The sequence below is a fragment of the Achromobacter sp. ACM02 genome (assembly GCF_014851605.1).
GTDB classification, from domain to species: domain Bacteria; phylum Pseudomonadota; class Gammaproteobacteria; order Burkholderiales; family Burkholderiaceae_B; genus Achromobacter; species Achromobacter aegrifaciens.
The window spans coordinates 258,531-278,005 of sequence record NZ_JACUZY010000004.1 but is presented as its reverse complement, the minus strand read 5'-3'; the positions used below and the strand labels follow the sequence as shown (position 1 = coordinate 278,005).

Annotated in this window: 18 protein-coding genes; 9 read left to right on the top strand and 9 right to left on the bottom strand. The window is 67.7% G+C overall.

Translation table 11 applies throughout. The features are described 5' to 3' along the window. Window position 1 precedes the first annotated feature (1 nt). Genes IB258_RS13830 through IB258_RS13805 form a run of 6 tightly spaced genes read left to right on the top strand, consistent with a single transcriptional unit; the run spans window position 2 to window position 6,689 of the window. Complete coding sequence (locus IB258_RS13830) at window positions 2-1,465, top strand: aldehyde dehydrogenase (RefSeq protein WP_175160293.1); 1,464 nt, start codon at window positions 2-4, stop codon at window positions 1,463-1,465. A gap of 22 nt (window positions 1,466-1,487) precedes the next feature. Beyond that, window positions 1,488-2,453 (top strand): tripartite tricarboxylate transporter substrate binding protein, encoded by a 966-nt coding sequence (locus IB258_RS13825; protein WP_192352731.1) that lies wholly within the window; start codon window positions 1,488-1,490, stop codon window positions 2,451-2,453. Between the two features lie 60 nt (window positions 2,454-2,513). Beyond that, window positions 2,514-3,263, top strand: coding sequence for an SDR family NAD(P)-dependent oxidoreductase (locus IB258_RS13820; protein ID WP_054452294.1), 750 nt, complete (start codon window positions 2,514-2,516; stop codon window positions 3,261-3,263). Continuing rightward, the gene (locus IB258_RS13815; RefSeq protein ID WP_192352730.1) at window positions 3,260-3,757 is read left to right on the top strand and encodes a MaoC/PaaZ C-terminal domain-containing protein; all 498 of its coding nucleotides are present in this window, start codon (window positions 3,260-3,262) and stop codon (window positions 3,755-3,757) included. The genes IB258_RS13820 and IB258_RS13815 overlap by 4 nt, the downstream gene beginning before the upstream one ends. Further along, a complete protein-coding gene (locus IB258_RS13810) occupies window positions 3,754-5,889 on the top strand; it encodes an acetate--CoA ligase family protein (RefSeq protein ID WP_119451915.1) in 2,136 nt (711 codons plus the stop codon). The genes IB258_RS13815 and IB258_RS13810 overlap by 4 nt, the downstream gene beginning before the upstream one ends. A 53-nt stretch (window positions 5,890-5,942) precedes the next feature. After that, window positions 5,943-6,689 (top strand): citryl-CoA lyase, encoded by a 747-nt coding sequence (locus IB258_RS13805; RefSeq protein ID WP_192352729.1) that lies wholly within the window; start codon window positions 5,943-5,945, stop codon window positions 6,687-6,689. Between the two features lie 19 nt (window positions 6,690-6,708). Here IB258_RS13805 and IB258_RS13800 read toward each other — a convergent pair whose 3' ends face one another. Beyond that, window positions 6,709-7,368 carry a glutathione S-transferase family protein gene (locus tag IB258_RS13800; protein ID WP_192352728.1) on the bottom strand — a complete coding sequence of 220 codons (660 nt, stop codon included), beginning with the start codon at window positions 7,366-7,368 and terminating at the stop codon, window positions 6,709-6,711. A 325-nt stretch (window positions 7,369-7,693) separates the two neighbouring features. Here IB258_RS13800 and IB258_RS13795 point away from each other — a divergent pair, with 325 nt between their 5' ends. Both IB258_RS13795 and IB258_RS13790 read left to right on the top strand, forming a co-directional pair. After that, window positions 7,694-8,743, top strand: coding sequence for a hypothetical protein (locus IB258_RS13795; protein WP_192352727.1), 1,050 nt, complete (start codon window positions 7,694-7,696; stop codon window positions 8,741-8,743). Between the two features lie 198 nt (window positions 8,744-8,941). After that, window positions 8,942-10,162, top strand: coding sequence for a hypothetical protein (locus IB258_RS13790; protein ID WP_192352726.1), 1,221 nt, complete (start codon window positions 8,942-8,944; stop codon window positions 10,160-10,162). A 12-nt stretch (window positions 10,163-10,174) separates the two neighbouring features. On the opposite strand, the gene IB258_RS13785 is transcribed toward IB258_RS13790, so the two are convergent. The 3 genes from IB258_RS13785 to IB258_RS13775 form a co-directional block, all read right to left on the bottom strand. Then, window positions 10,175-11,392, bottom strand: coding sequence for a hypothetical protein (locus IB258_RS13785; RefSeq protein WP_192352725.1), 1,218 nt, complete (start codon window positions 11,390-11,392; stop codon window positions 10,175-10,177). 52 nt (window positions 11,393-11,444) lie between these two features. Then, window positions 11,445-12,404, bottom strand: a complete 960-nt coding sequence (locus tag IB258_RS13780; RefSeq protein WP_208949719.1) for an LLM class oxidoreductase — start codon at window positions 12,402-12,404, stop codon at window positions 11,445-11,447. Between the two features lie 98 nt (window positions 12,405-12,502). Further along, window positions 12,503-13,126 carry a glutathione S-transferase family protein gene (locus tag IB258_RS13775; RefSeq protein ID WP_054451831.1) on the bottom strand — a complete coding sequence of 208 codons (624 nt, stop codon included), beginning with the start codon at window positions 13,124-13,126 and terminating at the stop codon, window positions 12,503-12,505. A gap of 119 nt (window positions 13,127-13,245) precedes the next feature. On the opposite strand from IB258_RS13775, the gene IB258_RS13770 reads away from it, so the two are divergent. Next, on the top strand, window positions 13,246-14,121 hold the full coding sequence (locus tag IB258_RS13770) for a LysR substrate-binding domain-containing protein (protein ID WP_192352724.1): 876 nt from the start codon (window positions 13,246-13,248) through the stop codon (window positions 14,119-14,121). A 31-nt stretch (window positions 14,122-14,152) separates the two neighbouring features. Here IB258_RS13770 and IB258_RS13765 read toward each other — a convergent pair whose 3' ends face one another. From IB258_RS13765 to IB258_RS13745, 5 genes are read right to left on the bottom strand one after another with little or no spacing between them, the layout of a single operon-like run. Then, window positions 14,153-15,538, bottom strand: a complete 1,386-nt coding sequence (locus IB258_RS13765) for an amidase (RefSeq protein WP_192352723.1) — start codon at window positions 15,536-15,538, stop codon at window positions 14,153-14,155. Further along, the gene (locus IB258_RS13760) at window positions 15,535-16,542 is read right to left on the bottom strand and encodes an ABC transporter ATP-binding protein (RefSeq protein ID WP_119451898.1); all 1,008 of its coding nucleotides are present in this window, start codon (window positions 16,540-16,542) and stop codon (window positions 15,535-15,537) included. Before IB258_RS13760 ends, IB258_RS13765 begins: the two co-directional genes overlap by 4 nt. Further along, the gene (locus IB258_RS13755; RefSeq protein WP_054451825.1) at window positions 16,539-17,609 is read right to left on the bottom strand and encodes an ABC transporter ATP-binding protein; all 1,071 of its coding nucleotides are present in this window, start codon (window positions 17,607-17,609) and stop codon (window positions 16,539-16,541) included. Before IB258_RS13755 ends, IB258_RS13760 begins: the two co-directional genes overlap by 4 nt. A 9-nt stretch (window positions 17,610-17,618) precedes the next feature. Beyond that, entirely contained in the window at window positions 17,619-18,512 is an 894-nt protein-coding gene (locus IB258_RS13750; protein ID WP_054451823.1) for an ABC transporter permease, read from the bottom strand. Window positions 18,513-18,531: 19 nt separating this feature from the next. Beyond that, window positions 18,532-19,467 carry an ABC transporter permease gene (locus IB258_RS13745; RefSeq protein WP_054451821.1) on the bottom strand — a complete coding sequence of 312 codons (936 nt, stop codon included), beginning with the start codon at window positions 19,465-19,467 and terminating at the stop codon, window positions 18,532-18,534. Window positions 19,468-19,475: the final 8 nt, after the last annotated feature.

The window sequence follows — 19,475 nt, the reverse complement described above, 5'->3', positions numbered from 1 at the left end:
CATGGATGTCATCGATTCCCGCCCCTATGAACTGCTGATCGGGGAAAACTGGCGCGCTGGCGCCGAAGGCCGCACGTTCGATACCTGCAACCCGGCCACGGCGCAGGTGCTCGCCAGCGTGCACGAAGCCTCGGCGGCAGATGTGGACGCCGCCGTGCAGGCTGCGCACACCGCCTTTGAAACGCACTGGCGCAAGACCACGCCGGCGCAGCGCGGCAAGCTGCTGCGGCGCCTGGCCGACCTGTTCGAGCGCGACCGCGAAAAGCTCGCCTGGATCGAAACGCTGAACGTGGGCAAGCCCATTACGCATTCGCTGGATTCGCTCAAGGGCATGCCGGCGTCGCTGGAGTACTTCGCGGGCATCATTCCGGCCCTGCGCGGCGAGACCATACCGGTGGGCAATGCCGACGTGCTCAATTTCACGATACGCGAGCCGCTGGGCGTGTGCGCGCTCATCATGCCGTGGAATTACCCGATGACGCTGACCGTCAACAAGCTCGGTCCGGCGCTGGCCGCGGGCAATACGGTGATCCTCAAGCCCTCGGAAGTGACGCCGCTGTCCAGCATGGCGCTGGCGCGCTTGTTCGAGGAAGCCGGCTTTCCGCCCGGCGTGATCAACGTGGTCAACGGTCCCGGCGCCACGGTGGGCGAACGGCTGGTCACTCATCCGCTGGTATCACGGGTGTCGTTCACCGGGGGCACCGTGACCGGCGCGCGTATCCAGGCGTCCGCGGCCGCCGACGTCAAGCGCGTCACGCTGGAGCTGGGCGGCAAGTCGCCGCTGATCGTGTTCGAGGACGCGCCGCTGGACAAGGCGGCGGCCGTGGCCGCGGGCGACATCATCAAGAATTCCGGCCAGGTCTGCATCGCCTGCACGCGCCTGCTGGTACAGGATTCCGTGCGCGAGGAATTCCTTGGCCTGCTGCAGCAGCGCCTGGACGCCGTGCGCATCGGCTCGCCCGCGGACCCAGCGACCGAGATGGGCCCCCTGGTCAGCGCGGCCCAGAAGCAGCGCGTCGAGAAGTACGTGGCGCTGGCGCGGGAAGAGGGCGCGCAGCCCGTCCATTACGGCAACATGAAGCTGGAAGGCGACACGGCCAAGGGCTACTTCGTGCCGCCCACGCTGCTGCTGAACTCCCACGCGCGCATGCAGAGCGCGCAGGACGAGATCTTCGGCCCGGTGCAATCCGTGATCGGCTTTCGCGACGAAGCCGACGCCTTGCGCATCGCCAACGACACGCGCTACGGGCTGGCCGCGGTGCTGTACACGCGCGACGGCGGCCGCGCCCTGCGCATGGCGCGCGGCCTGCAGTCGGGCAGCGTGGCCATCAACACCGGCCTGCGGACGTCGTTCGATGCGCCGTTTGGCGGCTACAAGCAGTCTGGCATCGGCAAGGAACGCGGGCTGGAAGCCATCTACGAAAACACCCAGCTCAAGAACGTCAAGTACGACACCACGATCTAGCGTGGCGCCCACAGGAGACAACATGAAGTTCATCGTCAAGCTGGCCTCGGGCCTGGCCGCCTGCATGCTGGCGGCCGGCGCGCACGCGGAATGGCCCGACCGTCCGCTGCGCATGGTCATCGGTTTCGCGCCCGGGGGCGCTTCGGACATCGCGTTCAAGATGGTGCAGGACGAGCTATCCAAAAAGCTCGGCCAGCCCGTGGTGCCGATCTACAAGCCCGGCGCCAACGGCAACATCGCCAACCAGGCCGTGGCCACGGCCGAACCCGACGGCTACACGGCGCTGTGGGCCAACGTCGGGCCGCTGGCCATCAACACTTATCTCTACAAGGGCGTGCAGGTCGATCCGGGCAAGGCCTTTGTGCCGGTCACGCAATTGACCGATTCGCCGCTGGTTGTGGTGGTGCCGAAGTCTTCGCCATTCCAGACCATGCAGGACCTGGTGCAGGCGGCGAAGAAGCCCGACGCGGGGTTGTCGTACGGGTCCGCCGGGCACGGCAGTTCCATGCACGTGGCGGGCGCCGCGCTGTCGCTGGCCCTGAACGCGCCCATGACGCACGTGCCTTACAAGGGCAGCGCGCCCGCGCTGCAGGACCTGATCGCCGGGCGCCTGTCCTTCATGGTGGACAGCCGCTCCACCACCGCGCCCTTCATCAAGGAAGGCGCGCTGCGCGCCCTTGCCGTCAGCGGCGACCAGCGCGTGGCGGACATGCCCGACGTGCCCACGGTGGCCGAGTCCGGCGTGCCCGGCTTCAAAGTGACGACCTGGCAGGCCGTGGTCATGCCGGCAGGCACGCCGCAGCCCATCGTCGACAAGTTCTCCAGCGCGCTGCGCGAAACGTTACAGATGCCGGAGGTGCAGGAACGTTTTGCGCGCATCTACACGCCATTGGTGGGCAGCACGCCCGAAGCGTTCGCGGCGTTCTGGGCCAAGGAAAGAGCCGGCGCCAAGGCGCTGGTGGAGCAGGCGCGCCTGCAGGTCGATTGAACGCCGGGCCCGGGCGGGCCCGGCGTGGCAGGAACATTGAAACTCGAATGGAATGGCATCATGGATCTGGAACTGAAGGGTTGCACCGCTTTCATCACGGGCGGCGCGGGCACGCTGGGCATGGCAATGGCCAGGCGCTTCGTGCAGGAAGGCTGCAATGTGGTGGTGTGCGACGCCAATGAAGAGGCGATCGAATCCGCCTGCGCCGAACTGTCTGCCTTGGGCGGGAACGTCCTGGGCGTGCGCGCCGACGTGACCAACAAGGACGAGGTCGGCCGCGCCGTGCAGCAGGCGGTCGAGCGCTGGAAGAAGGTGGACATCCTGGTCAACAACGCGGGCTTCGCGCGCGACCGTTATCTGACCAAGATGTCCGAGGAAGATTGGCACGCGGTGCTGGACGTGACGCTGCAAGGGGCATTCCATTGCTCGCGCGCAGTGCTGCCGCTGATGATGGAACAGCGCTTCGGCCGCGTCATCAACATTGCCTCGCGCGCCCATCTGGGAAATCCCGGGCAGACCAACTACTCGGCCGCCAAGGCCGGGCTGATCGGCTTTACCCGTTCGTTGGCGCTGGAGTCCGGCAAGTTCGGCATCACCGCCAACGCGGTCGCCCCGGGCGTCATTTCGACGCCGCGCATGCAGAAGCGCCCCGACTACCAAGAGCTGACCGAACGCGCCAAGACCAACACGCCGGTCGGCCGGCTGGGCGACCCGGCCGATGTGGCCGCGACGGTTGCCTTCCTGGCATCGCGCCTGGCCGGCTTCACCACGGGCGAGACCGTGCACGTGACGGGAGGGCGTTACGCATGAGCACGCCATTCGATCTGGACGAACACCTGGGCCGCCGCCTGTACTTCGAGGACCTGGCGTCCGGGCAGTCCTGGGAAAGTCCGCGCCGCACGATCACCGAAGCGGATGTGGTGCAGTTCGCCGGGCTGTCCGGCGACTACAACGCGCTGCACACGGATGCCGTATTCGCCGCCAGCCATCCCTTCGGCCAGCGCGCCGCGCACGGCATGCTGACCCTGGCCATCGCGTCGGGCCTGACCACCCGCATGCCGGTGTACCGCCTGATGGACGGCACCCGGCTGGCGCTGACCGAACTGCGCTGCGTGTGGCGCAAGCCCGTGCTCATCGGCGACACCATCCATGTCGAATTGGGCATAGGCGAGAAGACGCTGTCGCAGAAGCGCCCCGGCACGGGCCGCGTGACCATGCTGCGCACGGTGAAGAACCAGAACGGCGAGGTCGTGGTGGAGTCGGAATGGACCACCCTGATGAAATGCCGCCCGGAGGCCGCATGAGCGCCAGTCCTTCCCAGTTTGATCCCAACGTCCGCTTCGACGATCTGGTGGAGCTGACGCGGCCGCGTTCGGTCATGATCGTGGGCGCCTCCAGCAAGCCTGGCACGCTGGGCCATACCACCGTGGTCAACGTGCTGGAGCACTCGGATTTCGACGGCGAGGTGCACCTGGTCAACCCCAAGGGCGGCGAACTCTTCGGCAAACCCTTGCATGCCAGCGTGGACGCGGTGCCGGCGCAAGGCATCGACGTGGCCTTGCTGCTGGTGCCGGCCGAATCCGCCGTCGCCACGCTGCGCGCCTGCGCCGCCAAGGGCGTGCGCTACGTCATCGTGTTCACGGGCGGTTTCGCCGAGCTGGGCGTAGCGGGGCGCACGGTCGAGGCCGAGATGCTGGCGCTGGCGCAGCGCAGCGGCATGCGCCTGTACGGTCCCAACTGCGCGGGCATGACCATGCTGGCGCCGCGCCTGGGCCTGACCTTTTCCACCGAATTCCGCAACGACGGCAGGACGGGAAAGCTTTCGCGCATCGGCCTGGTGACGCAGGGTGGCGGCCTGGGCCGTTCGCTCATGCAGGGCAACGAGCGCGGCGTGTGCTTTTCGCGCTGGTTCTCCACCGGCAACGAACTGGACCTGGACAGCGCGGACTTCATCAACTGGCTGGCGCATGACCCGGGAACCGACCTGATCTGCACCGTGATGGAAGGCATACGCAGCGGCCCGCGTTTCATTGCGGCGGCGGCGGCCGCGCGCCGCGCGGGCAAGCCGCTGATCGCGCTGAAGATCGGCCGCTCGGATTTCGGCAAGAAGGCGGCGCAATCGCATACTGCCTCGCTGGCGGGCGAGGATGCCGTCAACGACGCGGTGTTCTCGCAGTACGGCGTCATCCGTGTCGAAGACCTGGACGAACTGCTGGACGTCGCCAGCCTGATATCGCGCGTGGGCGTGCGCCGCCTGCGCAACATCTGCGTGTATTCATCGTCGGGCGGCGCGGGCGTGCTATCGGCCGACAAGGTGGGCGAAGCCGGGCTGGCCATGGCCGCGCTGGCGGATGAAACCGTGGCCGAGATGGCGCGGCACGCGCCCGCCTACGCGGCCCTGACCAATCCCGTGGACCTGACCACCAAGGCGCTGACCGACCCGGATCTGGCGCGACGCTGCCTGGCGCCGCTGTTTGCGGACCCGGGCGTGGACGCCGTGCTCTATCCCATCACCTCCAATTATTCGGCCAGCACCGAAGGGCTGGTGCGCAACATGCTGGCGGTCGCACAGGGCGGCGCCAAGGCCTTCGTGCCCGTCTGGATGAGCAGCCGCCGCGGGCCGGCGCACGACCTTCTGATCCAGGAAGGATTCGCGCCGGTCTACAGCCTGCGCAACGCCATGCAGGCGCTCAAGCGCGTCAGCGCGTACGCGGACCTGGGGGCCGACGAGGCGCCGGACGCTCCGCCCGCAGGCCTGCCGGCGGCCGCGCCTGTCGTAACGCTGCCCTGCAATGAAGCGCAGGCCAAGGCGCTGCTGGCGCAGTACGGCGTGCGCGCGCCCCGCGAATCCCAGGCGGCCACGGCGCAAGAGGCGGCGGCAGCCGCGTGCGCCATCGGTTTTCCGGTGGCGCTCAAGCTGGTGGCCGACGGCGTGCTGCACAAGAGCGAGATCGGCGGCGTGCAGCTGCGGCTGCGCGATGAAGCCGAAGTGCGGCAGGCTTTCGAGAACATTGTCGCGAACGCGGCGCGGCATCAGGTACCCGTCGCGGCCATCCGCGGCGTGCTGGTGTCGGAGATGGTGGTCGACGGCGTGGAAATGCTGGTGGGCCTGCATCGCGACGAGGTCTTCGGCCCGGTGCTGAGCGTGGGCGCGGGCGGCGTGTGGGTGGAGGTCGAGGCCGACGTGGCGCGCTGCCATCTGCCGGCCAGCCGCAAGCAGATCGAGCGCGCGCTGGACCAAACGCGCATCGCGCGCCGCCTGGCCAGCCATCGCGGCCTGCCGGCGCGCGACAGGGCGGCCCTGGTGGATGCCGTGCTGCGCATCGCGGCCTTGTTCACGGCGCTGGGAGACGACGTGCAATCGCTGGAGGTCAACCCGCTGGTGGTATTGGACGAAGGGCGCGGCGTGGTGGCGCTGGACGCCGTCATCGAATAGCAGGCCGGCGCAGCGGCCGTCCGCTGCCCGGAAAAAAAACACGGAGATTTCAGATGTTCGACAGCAAGATCGGAGGCGGCGACGCCCATACCATCCTGGTGCGAGGCCATGACCTGGTGCAGGACCTGTTCCAGCGCGATTTCATCGACGTGCTGGCCCTGGAGCTGCTGGGCGAGTTCCCCACGCCGCAGCTCAAGACCATGCTCAACCTGTTCCTGGTGAGCGCGACCGACCATGGCCTCACGCCCAGCGCCTTGTCGGCGCGGCTGACCCTGCACGGCGCGCCCGAGGCCATGCAGGGCGCCCTGGCGGCGGGATTGCTGGGCGCAGGCAGCCGCTTTCTTGGCGTGATCGAATACGCCGCGCGCTTTCTGCGCGACGCCCTGCCCAAGCAGGATAGCTACACGGACGAGGAACTGCGCCGCTATGCCGAGGAATGCGTCGCGGCTAACAAGGCGGCCAAGCGCAAGATTCCCGGCGTGGGGCATCCCATACACGTGGACGGCGATCCCCGTTGCGAAAAGATGTTTGAGATCGCCAGGGACTGCGGCTTTTACGGCAATTACTCGCGCTTTGCCGTCGAGTTGGCCGCGGCGGCCGCCCGCCAGTCGGGCCGCAAGATTCCGCTGAATGCCACTGGGGCCAAGGGCGCCATCGTGCTCGATATGGGCCTGACGCCGGAGTTGGGCAAGGCCTTGACGATGATCGGCCGTTCGGTGGGCCTGATGGCGCACATCATCGAGGAACAGAAGAATCCCATCGCCCAGAAGGTGTGGGACATGGCCGCCGGTAACGAGTGACGCGTCTGCCGGCCCGGGGTCAATCCCGGTCCGGCGCGCCCAGCGGGAACAGCGGCCGGTACGGCCGCGCTTCTTCCACGGCCCGCGCGAACGATGGACGCGCAAGCAGCCGCGCCCGATAAGCGCGCAGCACCGGATACGATTCGGCGATGCGGTGCGTCCAGTCGCCATAGAACAGCGAGGGCGCGGCGGCGCAGTCCGCCAGGGTAAAGTCCTCGCCAGCCGCCCAGGTCTTGCCGGCCAGATGCGTTTCGAGCCATGCATAGGCGACTTCCAGCTTTTCCACCGCCAGGGCCAGCGTTTCCCGCCGCTTGTTCTCGTCGCCCGAGAGCGCGCCACCTACCGCATGCTGCGTCCAGTTCATGACGTGCAGGTCGAAGAACCGATCCAGGAAGCGCACCTGCAGCGCTGTCCTGGGATCGGCGGGCAGCAGGCGCTGCGGCCCGGGATGATCCAGCTGCAGATGCTCGATGATGATGCTGGTCTCGGCGATGTTGCGGCCGCCGTCTTCCAGCAGCGGGAACTTGTGCAGGGGCCAGCGGCGCAGCCATTCGGCCGCGTGCTCTGGCGTGTCGGGGCCGATGCAGCGGAACTCGAATGGAGTGCCGTTTTCGTACAGCGCGATCAGCACCTTCTGCGTGTAGGAGGAGAAGGGATGGCCGTAAAGGGCGAGCGACATGGCGGGGGTCTCCGGGCGGAATCGCGATGGACGACGCCTAGCGTCGCCGAGACGAGAAACAATCGCAACAAATAATTTCAAACCTTTTGTGTCAGCGATCCGAGCGCCCATGCGAGGCGGCGCGGCAGTACGGGGGAGCCGCGGCCCCGCCGTTATTGGCCTGGCGGCTGCGATGCATGGCCGGGCGCTTGCGCGGGTCTGCATGAACGCCGGATCGGAGCCGGCCGGCGTGTGTTTCAGCCGCTATGCAAGGATTGCGATCTGGCCCCGAGCCAGTAGTATGCGCGCTCAACCGACCGATCCCGCTCATACCAAGGACTGATCCATGACCCTGACGCGTCCGCGACTTGCCCTGTCCGCCCTGGCGCTCGCGCTGGCCCTGTCTGGCTGCGCGCCTCATCCGTTCCTGAGCGCCGAAGGCACCAGGAACGATCCGCGCTATGCCCAGCTGCTGGATCTGATCGACGCGGCGCTGAAGGACGATATGGCCGTGGTGCTGGTGGCCGACATCATGCCGCATCGTTCGCTGAGCGACGCGTTGGAAATGACTAAATGGACCTCGCGCGTCATCTGGATGTACGAAAAGGATCCGCGCATAACTTTCAGCCGCGGCTTTCAGACCAACTCGCTACAACGGGACAAGAAGACGACCTATCTGTTCCAGGCCTTCGAGGTGCATATCCTGCCGCCGGGCAAATATCTGCTGACCGGTGGCGACGACTACAAGCTGAATGCCTTGCTTGACCAGGTCGGCGCTGCGAGCGGCAAGGAGGGTTCGGGCCGCGGCGCCAACGGCACCGCCTATCTGTCGCCCGAGCTCTATCGCGAGTTCTACCGGGAAACCAACTGGCGCGACGCTACCTATGGCACCGAGACCAAGACGCGCACGGTCTGCACCGCCGTGCACGCGGCTTCGGGCGCCTGCGTGAGCTGGGGCGAGCAGCAATACAGCGAGACCACGCAGCTCGGTGCGGCCGGCTATCGCGAAGAGACCGATTCCCGCGATATCCCCGCGATCAAGGTGCAGGCCCGCATCCCCCCGCAGCAGGCGCTGGCAAGTTTCACGCTCAAGGGCGGCCAACTGGTGCTGAGCCAGCGCATGCACCTGAAGACGCCGAGCTACAAGTACCGGCAGTCCGCCTGCCGCGCGGTCGATCCGAAGATGATCGAATGCCCGCTCGAAGATCTGACCGTCTATACGCGTCCAGCGCCCATGGAGTTCACGCAGAAGTACATCGAGCGGCTTGAGAACCTAAGCGCGGAACACCGTCAGCTTCTGGCCAGGATGACACCGATGCAGATCACGCCCTTGGGCAAGCAGGGCATGGAAGACCCGATCTGGGGTGTGCCGCTGTCGCTGCGCAAGGGCAAGTAGGCGACGAGCCTCGGGGGGCGCTGGAAGGGCCGCCCGTCATCGTAGAGAACAGGGCGGGCGCTGGCGGATTGACAGGCAAAATCCGCTTCCCGATCCAGAGCGGAACTGGAATTAGCGTTATCCTGCCGCCAGACTAGATCGTCGGCTGCCATGCCTACCGGGATGGCGCCGATGCCGCGACCGGCGAGGACTGCGCACTTGAAGCAAATCCGGCACTACCTGTTTGGCATCATCGTCTCCTTCCTGCTGGCGGGACTGCTGGCGTTCCTGGGCATCGTGTTCGTCTCCAGCCCCAATCTGGGCTGGGGCGCGCAGGCGCTGTTGAGCTATGGCGTGTTGTTCGGCGGGCCTCTGGCCCTGGTGCTGGCGCTGTGCTGGATCATCTACATGGTGCGCGATAAAGGCCAGGTGCCGGGGCGCGTCCACGCGTTGATGTTCCTGCCCACGGTGTTGGCACTTGCCATCGTGCCCGTCAGCGACTCCATCGAGCAGGGCAGGTGGGACCGTTTCCAGGCGTCGCACCCAGCGATCGAGGAAGCGCATGTCAATCTGAGCGGGCGCACGATCTGGACGGACCGGAGCGGCGGGAGCGTGTCGTCGGGCTCGTCGCCGTACCTGGAGCCCGGGTCGGTGGCTCAACACATGTTTTCGCGCTTTCGCCGCTATCCGAACCAGGGGGCCGCGGCCAGCGAGAATTTCCCCTACGACGGCGCGCGCCTGAAGGACGGCGTGGATCGCTACGTGTACTCCAGCCAGGACGGAACGCCAGGCGCGTCCGTGCCGCTGAAACGCCAGCCGTATCCGGATATGGGCAAGCTGCCCTCGGCGTCCGCGCAGGGCGAAGCGGAGCTGGTGGTTTATCACTATTACCACTATGCCGATCACGTCGAGGTGGCGCCGGGCATCGCGCGCTTCGCTGGCACCACCGACGACCGGATGGAGGCGGCCGGGATGCCCGGGGTGGCGATTTTCAGCCTGCAGAACTTGACGCCGCAGACCATCGCCCGGGTGGAGATCAACGGCCAGGCCTATGACATGGGCTCGCAGGCGGCGCGCAGCGTGCTGCGGCAGCCTTGCGATCCGGTGCGTGGCGGTAGCCCGGTCCTGCTCGATCTGGAGCAGCCCTTGCGGGTGCGTTGGCAGACGCTGGAAGAACCCGGGACCTGGCGCGAGGCGACAGTGAACGTCCCGGCCTTCAGCGCGGCGAGCGGCAAGGACCCAGGCAAGGGCCTGCAGCGCGTGCGGCTGTACTTCCTGCCGGATGAGACGGTGGCTGCCGAACGCTACAGGGAGATCCGCGCGCGCGGCGAACTCTCCGTCCGCGCTACCGGCCTGCCCGCCGCCGCGCAAGCCTATACGGGCTGCGGCGGCGCGTATTCCGGCTACAACCCGCAGACGGTGAAGCTGCTGGGCAACTGAGGCCTGCGCGCGCTACACGTCTTCGATGCGCTGCGAGGGCGCAAGGGGCGTACCGAGGTCCAGCATGGCGTAGATCCGCTGCGTGAAACGCTGCCGCCGCGTGGGCCTGCCCATGCGCCAGCGCGTGTCCAGCCATAGCAGGGGCAGGGCGAAGCCCAGCCACACGATGAAGAAGAGCGCCAGCAGGAAGACGGCCAGTTCGGGAAAGTCCCGGAACGAACCGTCGTCCGGTCCGGCGAAAAACTGCAGGCCGACCACGAACAGCCAGGCCGTCAGCATCAACGCGCCTATCAGCTTGAGCAGGCGCGCGCGCTGGCTCATGCCCACGCGGATAGGCGTGTCCCTGCCTTGCTCGCCGCCGTAGTAGCGGTGGCACATATAGCAGCGGCCATCTTCCAGATTGCGCAGCGCATAGACGGCGCGCCGGCCATCCTGGTGGACGGAGGCCGTGCGCACTGCCAATTCGACGCGGTCGCCCTCGGCCAGGAAGGGCAGCGCGTCGCCGAACGCTTCCTGGGCGATCATCGCGTAGTCCACGCCGTTGACCGTGTAGCGGTAGATGCCATAGTTCGGCCCTTTGTGAACCTGGCGCATCTCATGCGTGAGGCCGGTAAGGCGGCCCCGCACGTACCCGATGGGCGGTTCGCCCTCGTCCTGCGTCGATAGCGGCTCCAGGCGTGGCGGCTCGGGCGGCGGGGCAGGTATGCCGGCAACCGGCTTTTGCTCGGGATCGAAAAGCGCTTCGGTGGCCAGGATCAGCGGGCGGTGGCGGCGGTTGTGCCAGAGGCCGTGCATGGCCGAACCCGCCACCACCAGCGCCACCAGGGCGACGACCAGCGAGAAGACCATCAGGAACACGCGTGTGAGGCTGGCGATGCCGAGCAGCCAAGCCAGCCACACGAACGCCGCGCAGACCGCGCCGCCGATGACGACCTCGCGCCAGCCGCGCCGTTTCAGGGTTTGGTAGTAGCGCGGCGGGATGGGCTCTCCACGCGCTGGAACCGCCCAGGAGAAGACGGCCGGCCCCTCTTCGCCGTCCATCACACCCAGGCGCGCCGGCATGCCCTGCTGATGCAGGCGCTGCAATTGATTGATCTGCGGCGCTTCCAGCCCGGCGGCGATCACGCTTTCTGTTCCTACGCGCAGGAACGCATCGTGCCGCACGAGCGGCACCGCGAGGCGGATCTGGTCGATGGTTCCTTCGAGTATGCGGGCGGAGGGCTGCGCCATGACGGGGTTGGAGGATGAAAACCGTCAAGGATAGCGTAGCCGCCTGCGTGAGCTACCAAGCGTCCGGCAAAGTCCCAGGCCCTTCATGCGTGGGGAAATGCGGCAGCACTTCCTCCGCCAGTTCCTGCAGCACGTCCGCCGCGGGCCGTTGCGAGAACTGGATGCCCAGCGCGGCGTGATTGACGCCGGCCTCCTGCCATTCTTCCAGCAACGCGATCAAGCCTTTCCTGCCCGTGCGCAGCACGAAGCCGTTATGCAAGGGCGTGCGGGGATGGTCGGGGTCTTCGGCCAGGTCCAGCCATTCATTGGTCATGTGCGGCCGGAAGCCGCCGTCGGGAATCTGGGCGCGCCAGGCACGGATCTTGGCCCCCAGGCGCTTGGGTCCTGTCGATGTATCGGTGGCGTCGGGATAGGTCAGCCAGCCATCGGCGTGTTCGGCGATCCACGGCAGCGACTGCCCCGACGAACCGGTGACGATGAGTGGAATGACGCCCGCGGCGGGCTTGGGCAGGAATTCCGCGTTGCTGAAGCGCCCCAGCGGCGAATCGATCTCCAGGCGTCCTGGGCGCATCAACTGACGGAAGTACGAAACCGCCTCGGCGAAACGCGCAGCGCGTTCGTCGTGATTCAGCCCATAGGCAGGAAACTCGACCGGACGGTCTCCCGACGCAATCCCCAGCACCAGCCGGCCGCCCGACAATTGGTCGATGGTTGTCGCCGCCTTGGCCAGATCGATGGGGGGGCGCAGGGAAAAGATCGCGCTGCCCGTGGCCAGTGCAATCTTCTTCGTTTGCGCCGCCAGAAAGGCCAGGTAGGTGAACGGATCGAAGACCTGGCCGGCATCGCCGAACGAAGGGGAGTACAAGGGTACGTCGCGCACCCAGACGGCGGCAAACTCCTGCCGGTCGATCTGCCGCACAAGTTCGGCCTGCCCCGCAAGGACCGCCATGCTGCCTTCATAGAAGCGCAGCGGCAGGAAGATGCCCAGCGTCAGGCGGTCGGGCGCGAACATCCGCCGATAGCCGGGGTGCGCGGAAAAAGCGAAGTACGACGCTCCCGTCGTGCCATGGAGAGAGAGGGTGGTGTCCATTCCGACTGTCCTTGTTTCCTTCAAGCGCCCGTTGCCGGCGCGGGCAGGGTGATGCCTTTGGCGACCGCGGGCCGCGCTGCCACGCGTTCGTGCCATGCGCTCAGGTGCCGGTGATGGCTGAAATCGAAATCGATGATCCGTGCGATGTGGCTCCAGCCGAAATGCGCGATATCTGCGATGGAGTAGGCGTCGCCGGCAAGGTAGGGCTGATCGGCCAGCCTGCGGTCCAGCACCGCGAGCGCATCCTCGGTCAGGCGCTGGTAGCGTTCGAGCGCGGCGGGGTTGCGCGCCTTGTCGAACACCTCGAAGTTCACGCGTTGCCCGATGATGGGACCGACGCTGCTGGAATGGAATTGCAGCCACTTGATCGCTTCCCAGCGGCCTTGGATGTCCGTGGGCAGCAGCCTCCCGGTCTTTTCCGCGAGATACAGCAGTATGGCCGCCGATTCGAACAGCGCCACGCCGGTTTCATCATCGGTCAGTACCGGAATGCGGCCGTGCGGATTCAGGGCCAGAAAATCCGGCTGGCGGTGCTCGCCCTGCGCGATGCGCACATGGTGCAGGCGGTAGGGCAGTTCCAGTTCTTCCAGCGCGATGGTGGCCTTGTAGCCATTGGGAGAACTATCGGTGTATAGATTCAGCATGGGCTTGCTCATTTAAGATTAGCTAAATATTCAGGATCCGCGGCGGCATTGAAATTTTCTTTGTTGAGCGGGATCCGGTACAGCGATCATTTCTCACTTTTAAATTTAGGAAATCTAAAATGACGGCAACGCTTCCCCTGCAGGCGCTGCGCACTTTTGTCGAGGTAAGCCAGCGCGGCAGCATCACCGCGGCGGCGCAGGCCTTGCATGTCACGCCGGGCGCCGTCAGCCAGCAGATCCGGCTGCTGGAGGACCGGCTCGGCATCGCCCTGCTGTTGCGCGAACGCCACGGCATGCGCATGACGGAGGCGGGCGCCGAGGCGTATCCGATGCTTAGCGCGGCGTTCGCGCAGATCGACAAGGCAGTGGACATGCTGGCCGCGAAGCAGGCGCGGCAAAGCCTGACCGTCAGCACCGTGGCGACGTTCGCGGCGTCTTGGCTGGTTCCACGCCTGGGGCGGTTCAAGGAACGGCATCCGCACATCGAAATCCGGGTAGAGGCGACGCCTGCCCTGGTCGATCTGCGGCGCGACCACGTCGATGTCGCCCTGCGCCACGGGCTGGGCGACTATCCGGGACTGGATGTGGTGCCGCTGATGGCGCCGGTGCTCGTGCCGGTGGCCGCGCCAGGCTTCGCAGCGGCGCTGGCCGAACCGGCGGACTGCCTGGATTACCCGCTGCTGCACGATGCGGACCGCGCCGATTGGCCGCTGTGGCTAAGCGCGCATGGCGTGGCCCAGGATGCCCGGGCGCAGCGCGGCAATGCGTTCGATGACGATTTCCTGCTGATCCGGGCGGCGGAAGCGGGCCAGGGACTTGCGCTGGTGCCCGCCGCGCACGCGCAGGAAGAGATCGCGGCCGGACGCCTGGTCCAGGCGCTGGACAAGCCCTGGCCCGCGAGGTTCGCCTACTACGCCGTCAGCAGGCCCGGCGCGGTCCAGCGTCCGGAAGTCCGCGCCTTCATCGACTGGATCGTCGAGGAGGCCAGAGCGTGACCGCTACGGCTGCTTACGCGGCAAGGAGCTTTCAAGCCTGGAAGCGCCGCGCAGCCTGAAACAGCTGGCGCTCGCTGCCCGCGCGACCCAGCAGTTCCAGGCCGACGGGTATTCCGCTGGGCGTGAAGCCGATGGGCACGCTCAAGGCCGGCAGTCCGGTCACCGCCGCGAGCAGCCCATTGCCGCCGCGCTGGGCCTGGCCCAGCAGTGCCGGCGCGCCACGCACGCTGGGATAGGCCAGCAGGTCCAGCTGGCCTTGGTCCATGGCAGTCAACAATTCGTCGCGCAGCGCCTGGGCGCGGGCCAGCACCGCGAGGCGCGCGCTGCCGTCGGGATCGCGCAGCGCATCGCGCTCGCGCAGCAGCGGCGCGACTTCCGGGTGGGGATAACCGCCGTCCAGGATGTCGGTCAGGCTGCGCACAGGCAGACCCGCATCGCGCAGGCACAGGGCCAGCGCGTCGCGGAATTCATGGCCGGTGACGTTGGCGGCGGTCAGGCGCGCGTCTTCCAGCGCCAGCGCGACTGGCTGGATCTGTGCGCCCTCGGCTTGCCAGCCGGCGAGCGCCGCGCGGACGTGGCGCGACACCTCCAGTTCCGCGCCGGCTGGGCCGAAGAATGCTTCCAGCGTGCCGATGCGCCAGGCCCGGTCCGCGCCGCGCGCGTCTTCGCCTTGTCCCGCCATCACCGACCACAGGGCTGAGATATCAGCAAGGCTGCGGGCCATCGGGCCGACCGTGTCGAGCGTCGGCGACAGCGGCACCACGCCGGCGTTGCTGTAGCGTCCGGCCGTGGGCCGCAGGCCCCAGACCTGGTTGAAGGCCGCGGGGATGCGGATCGAGCCGCTGGTGTCGGTGCCTATCGCGGCCGCCGCGAAGCTGGACGCCACCGCGACGGCGCTACCGCCGCTGGATCCGCCGGGAACGCGGGCGGCGTCGTAGGCGTTGCGCGTGCGGCCGGATAGTGAAGAAACGTTGGTGATGCCGCAGGCCAGTTCGTGCATCGTGGTCTTGCCCAGCACCACGGCGCCGGCTTCGCGCAGCCGGCGCACGACGTCGGCGTCGCGCTGCGGGCGGCGGCCGGCCAGCGCGAGCGAGCCAGCGGTGGCGGGCATGCCCACGGTATCGATGTTGTCCTTGAGCAGAAGGGGAATGCCGTGCAGCGGCCCCAGCGCCGCCCCGCGCTGTCTTTCCCTGTCCCGATCGGCGGCCTCGGCCAGCGCCTGGCTGTTCAGCGCGATGACCGCGTTGAGCGCTGGCCCGGCCTGGTCGTGCGCGGCGATGCGCGCCAGGTAGGCGCGCACCAGGTCCATGGCGCTGAGCGCGCCCGCTGCCATGGCCGACCGCAGCTCGGCGATGCCGCGGCCAAAGACCGGGTCGCTGCCCGGCAGAGGACCCGCCAGCAGGCGCGGCGCGCTCATCGGAAGTGGCACGCCACCCAGTGCTGCCCGGCGTCCGAGCCGTCTGGCCGCTGGGTCAGGACCGGCTGCTTCTCCTTGCACACTGGCTGCGCCAGCGGGCAGCGCGTGTGGAAGCGGCAGCCGCTGGGAGGATTCGCCGGGCTGGGCGGATCGCCCTGCAGCAGCTTGCGCTGCGCGGGCTTGTGCGGATCGGGAACCGGGACGGCCGACAGCAGGATTTCCGTGTACGGGTGCAGCGGGCGCGAGAACAGCGTGTCGCGGTCGGCGACCTCGACGATGCGGCCCAGGTACATCACCGCCACGCGATGGCTGATGTGGCGCACCACCGCCAGGTCATGCGCGACGAACAGGTAGGCGATGCCCATCTCTTCCTGCAGGTCCATCAGCAGGTTGATTACCTGCGCCTGCACCGACACGTCCAGCGCGGACACCGGTTCGTCGCACACGATCAGCTTGGGCCGCAGGGCCAGCGCCCGCGCGATGCCCAGGCGCTGCCGCTGGCCGCCGGAGAACTCGTGCGGGAACTTCTTCATCGCCTCCGGACGCAGGCCGACCTTGGAGAACAGCCAGGCGATCTCATCGGCGCGTGACCGGCCGCCCGAGGTCGGGAAGTTCTGCAGCGGTTCGCCGACGATGTCGCCTGCCGTCAGCCGTGGATTCAGCGACGCGTACGGATCCTGGAAGATGATCTGCATGTCGCGCCGGCGGCTGCGCATCTGCTCGGCCGACAGCGCCAGGATTTCCTCGCCTTCCAGCCGTACGGATCCCGAGGTCGGCTGGATCAGGCGCAGCACGGACTTGCCGGTGGTGGTCTTGCCGCAGCCGGATTCGCCCACCAGCGCCAGGGTCTCGCCGCGGGCGACAGAGAACGACACGCCGTCCACGGCCTGGATGACCTTGCGGCGCGGCTTGAACCAGCCGCCCGCGCCGGGATAGTGCATCTTCAGGTCGCGCACTTCCAGCAAGGGCGTGGTCGGGGCGGCGGGCTGGTTGCGGGCGCTCATGCTTGGACTCCAGTCAGGGCGGCGCCGGGGGGCGTCGAAGCGGCCGCCTGCGGGGCCGGTTGCGCGGCGACGCGCGCCGCTTCGTGGCAGGCGACCACGTGGTCGCTGCCATGTTCCAGCAATTGCGGCGCTTCGGCCCGGCAGCGGTCGGTGGCGTAGGCGCAGCGCGGCGCGAAGCTGCAGCCTTTGCCCAGCTCGCTGGGCGCGGGCACCATGCCGGGGATCTCGGCCAGGCGTTGCGTCGACGCGTTCATCGACGGCATCGACGCCATCAGCGCCCGCGTGTACGGATGCAGGGGGCGGTCGAACAGTTCGGTGACGGGCGCTTCTTCCACCTTGCGGCCTGCGTACATCACGGCCACGCGGTCGCAGCATTCGGCCACCACGCCCAGGTCGTGGGTGATCAGCACGATGCCCATGCCCAAGCTCTGCTGCAGGCTGCGCAGCAGGTCCACGATCTGCGCCTGGATGGTCACGTCCAGCGCCGTGGTCGGTTCGTCGGCGATCAGCACTTCGGGATTACAGGCCAGGGCCAGCGCAATCATCACGCGCTGCCGCATGCCGCCGGAAAGCTGGTAGGGGTACTCGTGCACGCGCCGCTCGGGTTCCGCGATCTGCACCAGGCGCAGCATTTCCTCGGCGCGGCGGTAGGCCTCGCGGCGGCCGAGCTTTTGATGCAGCATCACCGTTTCCGCGATCTGCCGGCCCACTGTCAGCACGGGGTTCAGCGAGGTCATCGGTTCCTGGAAGATCATCGAGATCCGGTTGCCGCGGATCTGGCGCATCTGCTTTTCGGTCAGGCCCAGCAGGTCGGTGCCGCGGTAGCGGATCTGGCCGCCGGCATAGCGCCCGGGCGGCGTCGGGATCAGCCGCAGGATGGACAGCGCGGTGACGCTCTTGCCGCAGCCGGACTCGCCGACCACGCCCAGCGTGCGGCCTGCCCGCACCTGGTAGGACACGCCGTCCACCGAGCGCACGGTGCCGGACACGGTATCGAAGTAGGTGCGCAGGTTGTCGACTTCGAGCAGCACATCGCCAGGGGCGACGGCGGCGGGAGAGATTGCCATGGCGTGCTCCTAGCGTTGGTTGGTCAGGCGGGGGTCGAGCGCGTCGCGCAGGCCGTCGCCCATCAGGTTGATCGCCAGCACGGTGACGGCCAGCAGGATGCCCGGATACAGGATGGTGTAGAACGCCACCGCCACGTAGTTGCGGGCGTCGGCCATCATGTTGCCCCAGCTGGGCACCTGGGCCGGCACGCCTACGCCCAGGAACGACAGCACCGCTTCGGTCAGCACCGCGGTGGCGGCAATGAACGTGGCCTGCACCACCAGCGGCGTGACCATGTTGGGCAGCACGTGGCGCCGCAGGATCACCGGCAGGCGCGTGCCCACGGCGTGGGCGGCTTCGACGTAAAGCTGTTCGCGCAGCGTCAGCGCCAGCGAACGCACCAGGCGCACCACGCGCGGCACCTGCGGAATGGCGATCGCGATGATCACCGTGGTCAGGCTGGCGCGGATCACCGCCATCAGGGCGATGGCCAGCAGGATGTCGGGAATGGCCATCATGCCGTCCATGATGCGCATGATGATCGCGTCGGCCCAGCGCACGAAGCCCGCCATCAGGCCCAGCACCACCCCGACCGCGGTCGCGATCAGCGCCACCACGATGGCCACCACGAGCGACACGCGGCCGCCCCACACCACGCGGCTGAACACGTCGCGGCCCAGCGCGTCGGTGCCGAAGTAATGTTCGGCCGACGGCGGCTTCATGCGTTGCAGCGGATTGATGCTGATAGGGTTGTGCGTGGCGATCCAGGGCGCGGCGATGGCCAGGCCCGCCACGATCAACAGCAGCGCCAGGCCCAGGATCAGGGTGGGGTGCTTGCGTATCCAGCGCCAGCGGCGGCCGCTGGCGCTGAGCGCCTCGTGCAGCACCACGGGCGGGCTGGTGGAAATCGAGCTTTCTGACATGATTCTTTCCTGCGGCGGCTCAGTAACGGATGCGAGGATCGAACAGCCGGTAGCTGAGGTCGATCAGCAGATTGATCAGCACGTAGGTGCCGGCCGATAGCAGCAGCACGCTCTGGATCACCGGATAGTCATGGTGCTGGACCGCGTCGATGACCAGCCGGCCGATGCCGGGAATGGCGAACACCGTCTCGGTCACGACCACGCCGCCGATCAGCAGCGCGATGCCCACGCCCACCGTGGTGGCAATCGGGATGGCGGCATTGCGCAGCGCGTGCTCCAGCACAGGCAGCACCGCCAGGCCCTTGGCGCGCGCCGTGCGGATGTAATCCTCGTGCAGCACTTCCACCACGGTCGCGCGGGTCATGCGGGTGATCAGCGCGATGTACACCAGCGCCAGGTTGATACAGGGCAGGGTCAGGTTGCGCAGCCACGGGCCCACGCCCTCGGACAGGCTGACATAGCCCTGCACCGGCAGCCATTGCAGCTTGATGGCGAAGCCGTAGATCAGCAGGTAGCCGACCAGGAACACCGGCACCGAGAACGCCAGCACGGCGAACAGCATCACCAGGCGGTCGATCCAGGTGCCGGCGCGGTAGGCGGCCAGCACGCCCAGCGGCACGGCCACGATGATGGAGACCAGCATCGTGAGCGCGGCAATGGACAACGTGGGTTCCACCCGCTGCGCCAGCAGCTGCGTCACGGGCACGTGGGTGAAGATGGACGTGCCCAGGTCGCCTTGCAGCAGCTTGCCCGCCCACAGCCCGAACTGCCGCCAGAGCGGCTCGTCCAGGCCCAGCGCCACGCGCAGCTTGGCGATGTCGTCGGCGGAGGCGAAATCCCCGGCGATGAGCGCCGCCGGGTCTCCCGGCGACAGGTGGATCAGCAGGAAGACGATCACCGCCACCACTGCCATGACAGGCACGATGGCAAGCACTCGCCGGATGATGTAACCCATGGTTGTCT

Excerpts from the sequence above, each read along its gene's own strand:
- IB258_RS13820 (WP_054452294.1), top strand. The coding sequence starts at position 2,514 with ATGGATCTGGAACTGAAGGGTTGCACCGCTTTCATCACGGGCGGCGCG.
- IB258_RS13770 (WP_192352724.1), top strand. The coding sequence starts at position 13,246 with ATGACGGCAACGCTTCCCCTGCAGGCGCTGCGCACTTTTGTCGAGGTA.
- IB258_RS13760 (WP_119451898.1), bottom strand. The coding sequence starts at position 16,542 with ATGAGCGCCCGCAACCAGCCCGCCGCCCCGACCACGCCCTTGCTGGAA.
- IB258_RS13815 (WP_192352730.1), top strand. The coding sequence starts at position 3,260 with ATGAGCACGCCATTCGATCTGGACGAACACCTGGGCCGCCGCCTGTAC.
- IB258_RS13810 (WP_119451915.1), top strand. The coding sequence starts at position 3,754 with ATGAGCGCCAGTCCTTCCCAGTTTGATCCCAACGTCCGCTTCGACGAT.
- IB258_RS13830 (WP_175160293.1), top strand. The coding sequence starts at position 2 with ATGGATGTCATCGATTCCCGCCCCTATGAACTGCTGATCGGGGAAAAC.
- IB258_RS13805 (WP_192352729.1), top strand. The coding sequence starts at position 5,943 with ATGTTCGACAGCAAGATCGGAGGCGGCGACGCCCATACCATCCTGGTG.
- IB258_RS13825 (WP_192352731.1), top strand. The coding sequence starts at position 1,488 with ATGAAGTTCATCGTCAAGCTGGCCTCGGGCCTGGCCGCCTGCATGCTG.
- IB258_RS13765 (WP_192352723.1), bottom strand. The coding sequence starts at position 15,538 with ATGAGCGCGCCGCGCCTGCTGGCGGGTCCTCTGCCGGGCAGCGACCCG.
- IB258_RS13745 (WP_054451821.1), bottom strand. The coding sequence starts at position 19,467 with ATGGGTTACATCATCCGGCGAGTGCTTGCCATCGTGCCTGTCATGGCA.
- IB258_RS13785 (WP_192352725.1), bottom strand. The coding sequence starts at position 11,392 with ATGGCGCAGCCCTCCGCCCGCATACTCGAAGGAACCATCGACCAGATC.
- IB258_RS13795 (WP_192352727.1), top strand. The coding sequence starts at position 7,694 with ATGACCCTGACGCGTCCGCGACTTGCCCTGTCCGCCCTGGCGCTCGCG.
- IB258_RS13775 (WP_054451831.1), bottom strand. The coding sequence starts at position 13,126 with ATGCTGAATCTATACACCGATAGTTCTCCCAATGGCTACAAGGCCACC.
- IB258_RS13755 (WP_054451825.1), bottom strand. The coding sequence starts at position 17,609 with ATGGCAATCTCTCCCGCCGCCGTCGCCCCTGGCGATGTGCTGCTCGAA.
- IB258_RS13780 (WP_208949719.1), bottom strand. The coding sequence starts at position 12,404 with ATGTTCGCGCCCGACCGCCTGACGCTGGGCATCTTCCTGCCGCTGCGC.
- IB258_RS13750 (WP_054451823.1), bottom strand. The coding sequence starts at position 18,512 with ATGTCAGAAAGCTCGATTTCCACCAGCCCGCCCGTGGTGCTGCACGAG.
- IB258_RS13800 (WP_192352728.1), bottom strand. The coding sequence starts at position 7,368 with ATGTCGCTCGCCCTTTACGGCCATCCCTTCTCCTCCTACACGCAGAAG.